Source organism: Phenylobacterium sp. (assembly GCF_046590535.1).
Taxonomy (GTDB): domain Bacteria; phylum Pseudomonadota; class Alphaproteobacteria; order Caulobacterales; family Caulobacteraceae; genus Phenylobacterium.
Genome location: NZ_JBKJTG010000176.1, coordinates 1 through 3,592, shown reverse-complemented (window position 1 = coordinate 3,592; position 3,592 = coordinate 1). Strand labels below are relative to the sequence as shown.

3 protein-coding genes are annotated in these 3,592 nt (G+C 71.6%); 2 read left to right on the top strand and 1 reads right to left on the bottom strand.

Translation table 11 applies throughout. The annotated features are described in order from the left end of the window. The coding region (locus tag ACLL81_RS10565; protein ID WP_411288305.1) for an amidase family protein at nucleotides 1-560 on the bottom strand (560 nt) is incomplete at its 3' end. Here ACLL81_RS10565 and ppc point away from each other — a divergent pair. Next, entirely contained in the window at nucleotides 559-3,255 is a 2,697-nt protein-coding gene (gene ppc, locus ACLL81_RS10560) for a phosphoenolpyruvate carboxylase (protein WP_411288304.1), read from the top strand. The genes ACLL81_RS10565 and ppc overlap by 2 nt on opposite strands. Before the next feature lie 9 nt (nucleotides 3,256-3,264). Continuing rightward, the coding region (locus ACLL81_RS10555) for an AMP-binding protein (RefSeq protein ID WP_411288303.1) at nucleotides 3,265-3,592 on the top strand (328 nt) is incomplete at its 3' end.

Sequence of the window (3,592 nt, the reverse complement as noted above, 5' to 3'; positions counted from 1 at the left end):
AGGCTGACGAGACCCCGGCCCGGCTTCAGACCGACCACGCCGCACACCGCGGCCGGGATGCGCACCGAGCCGCCGGTGTCGCTGCCCAGGGCCACGTCGCAGAGCCCCGCCGCCACCGCCACCGCCGAGCCGCTGGAGGAGCCGCCCGGCGCCCGATGGATCTTCGCGTCCCAGGGGTTCCACGGGGCGCCCACCGCCCGGTTGGTCCCCCAGCCGCCGAACGCCAGCTCCACCGTGTGGGTCTTGCCGACCACCACGTAGCCTGCGTCCAGCAGTTTTTGCACCACCACCGCATGGCCAGCTGGATTGGCGTCCAGTGGCACGCGCGCGCCGCCGCCCGTGGGCACGCCGGCGATGTCCATCAGATCCTTCACCGCCACTACGGGGCCGCCGCCATCGCCCAGCGGCGGATCGAACACCCGCACGAAGGCCTGCAGCCGTGCGTCGTAGCGGGCGATGCGGTCCAGGGCGTCGGCGGGGCTCATGCGCGGGACTATCGCCGCTGCCGTCTTGGGAAACCAGATGACGCGCGCGGCCTTTGCGGCTTTGGTCTCACCCATGAGCCCCTCCCTGCCCGACCAGCTTCGCGCCACCGTCCGGATCCTGGGCAAGGTGCTGGGCGACGTGATCCGCGCCGAGGACGGGGAGGCGGTGTTCAGCCAGATCGAAGAGATCCGCCAGGCCTCGGTGGCCTTCCATCGCGAGGGCACGCCCGCGGCGGCGCAGCTCATGGCCGAGCGGCTTGGCGGGCTGAGCCTGCCGGAGACCGTGCGCTTCGCCCATTCGTTCGCCTGCTTCCTGCAGATCACCAACATTGCCGAGGACCAGATCCAGCGCAGTCGTGGCCGGGACGGCGACGCGCGGCCCGACACCCTGGCCGGCGCCCTCCGCGCGCTGAAGTCGGAAGGCGTCGGCGTAGCGGCGGTGCTGGCCCTGCTGGACGAAGCCCTGGTGGCGCCAGTGATCACCGCCCACCCCAGCGAGGTGCGCCGCAAGAGCGTGCTGGACCGCCAGGGCGCCATCGCCGACGACCTGGACGCCCTGGACACTGCCCGCACCGACCCTGAACGCGCGGCCGTGGAGCGCGAGCTGGTGCGGCAGGTGTCGATCTTCTGGCGCACCCGCCTGCTGCGCAACGTCAAGCTGGGCGTCGGCGACGAGATCGACAACGCGGTGTCCTACTTCGAGCGCAGCTTCCTCACCGGCCTGCCGGCGCTCTACGCCCACTGGCTGGAGGTGCTGGGCTGGCCCGCGCACCTGCCGTCGTTCCTGCGGGTCGGCTCCTGGGTGGGCGGCGACCGCGACGGCAATCCCTTCGTCACCGAGGCGGTGATGCGCCAGGCCATGGCCCGGCAGTCGCGGGCGGCGCTGCGGCTCTACCTCGACCAGATCCACCTGCTGGGCGCCGAGCTGTCGATCTCCGCGGGACTGGCAGGGGTGACGCCGCAACTGCAGGCCCTGGCCGACGCCTCGCCGGACGCCTCCGCCCAACGGGCGGACGAGCCCTATCGTCGGGCGCTCTCCGGCATCTACGCCCGCCTCGCCGCGGCCTACCCGCAGCTCACCGGCGAGCCGCCCGCCCGGCCCGCGGCCGGCCCGGCCGAGCCCTACGATGGCCCCGACGCCCTACGTACCGACCTGCAGACCGTCCTGGACTCCCTGCTCACCCGGCACGGCCCGGCCTTCGCCCAGGGCCCCTTGCCCGACCTGATCCGCGCGGTGGAAATCTTCGGCTTTCATCTCGCCCGGCTGGACCTGCGGCAGAACTCGGCCGTGCATGAGCGGGTCGTCGGGGAACTGTTGAAGGTGGCCGGCGTCTGCCCGGGCTATGCGGACCTGGACGAGGCGGCCCGCTGCGACCTGCTGCTGGCCGAACTGGCCCACGGCCGGCTGCTGCACTCGCCCTACGCCGACTACAGCGAGGAGACCCGCCGCGAGCACGCCGTGCTGACAGCGGCGGCGGACCTCAAGCAGCGCTACGGCCGCGACTCCATCCGCGCCCACATCGTCTCCAACACCCAGTCGATCTCCGACCTCCTGGAGATCTATCTGCTGCTCAAGGAGGTGGGCCTGTTCACCCCGGGCGACGCCCCGCGCACCCAGGTGTTCGCCGAGCCGCTGTTCGAGACCATCGCTGATCTGCGCGCGGCGCCTGCGATCATGCGCGACTACCTGGCCCTGCCGCTGATCCGCAAGCTGGTGGAGCCGGTGGGCATCCAGGAAGTGATGATCGGCTATTCGGATAGCAACAAGGACGGCAGCTACCTGACCTCCACCTGGGAGCTCTTCCAGGGCTCGCTGGCCCTGGCCCGGGTGGTGCGGGAGGCCGGCCTGCGCCTGCAGCTTTTCCACGGCCGCGGCGGCGCTGTGGGCCGGGGCGGCGGCTCCAGCTTCGAGGCCCTGCTGGCCCAGCCGCCGGGCACCATCGGCGGGCGTATCCGCATCACCGAACAGGGCGAGGTGGTGGCCAACAAGTACGCCGACCCTGAACTGGCTCGCCAGAGCCTGGAGACCCTGGCCGCGGGCGTGGTGCTGGCCTCCCTGCGCAAGCCCGCCCAGGCCGAGCTGCCGGCGCCCCACGCCCAGGCCATGGACGCCCTGGCCCGCCAGTCCATGGGCGCCTATCGGGCCCTGGTCTACGAGACCCCGGGCTTCGTGGACTATTTCTATGGCGCCACGCCGATCACCGAGATCGCCGACCTGAACATCGGCAGCCGCCCGACCTCACGCCAGACCACCCGCAGCATCGAGAGCCTGCGAGCCATCCCGTGGGTGTTCTCCTGGTCGCAGTCCCGGACCATGCTGCCCGGCTGGTACGGCTTCGGCTCGGCGGTGGCCAGGGCCGGCGTGCCGATCGAACAGCTCCGCGAGCTTCATGAAACCTGGCCCTTCTTCTCCTCGACGCTCGCCAACATGGAGATGGTGCTGGCCAAAGGCGACATGGCCATCGCCGGGCGCTACGCCGGACTGGTGGAGGACCGCGCCCTGGCCGACCATGTGTTCGGCGAGATCCGCGCCGAGTGGGACCGCACCCTGGAGGCCTTGTTGGCGATCACCGGGCAGGGCGGCCTCTTGGAGAACAACCCTGACCTCGCCGCCGTGATCCGCTCGCGGCTGCCCTACATCGATCCCCTGAACCACCTGCAGATCGAGCTGATCCGCCGCCGGCGCCGGGGTGACGACGAGGCCGACGTGCGCGCCGGCATCCACCTGACCATCAACGGCGTCGCCGCCGGCCTGCGGAACACGGGCTAGAGGGTCGGGATGGGCAACCTCTACGACCTCCTGGCCAGCCGCTTTCCGGCCGACCGCGCCCGCCCCTGCTTTCTGCTCAGCGACAAGACCCGGATCAGCTACGGCGCCCTGGAGGACGCGGCGGGCCGGGTGGCGGCGCGCTTGATCGCGGACGGCGTGACGCCCGGCGACCGCGTCGCCTTGCAGGCCCAGAAGAGCCCGCAGGCGATCATGATCTACCTCGGCGTGCTGAAGGCCGGCGCCGTGTTCCTGCCGCTCAACGCCGCCTACACCCCCGCCGAGGTGGACGTCTTCCTCAAGGACGCCGAACCCGCGGTGTTGATAACCGATCCGCAGG

Excerpts from the sequence above, each read along its gene's own strand:
- ppc (WP_411288304.1), top strand. The coding sequence starts at position 559 with ATGAGCCCCTCCCTGCCCGACCAGCTTCGCGCCACCGTCCGGATCCTG.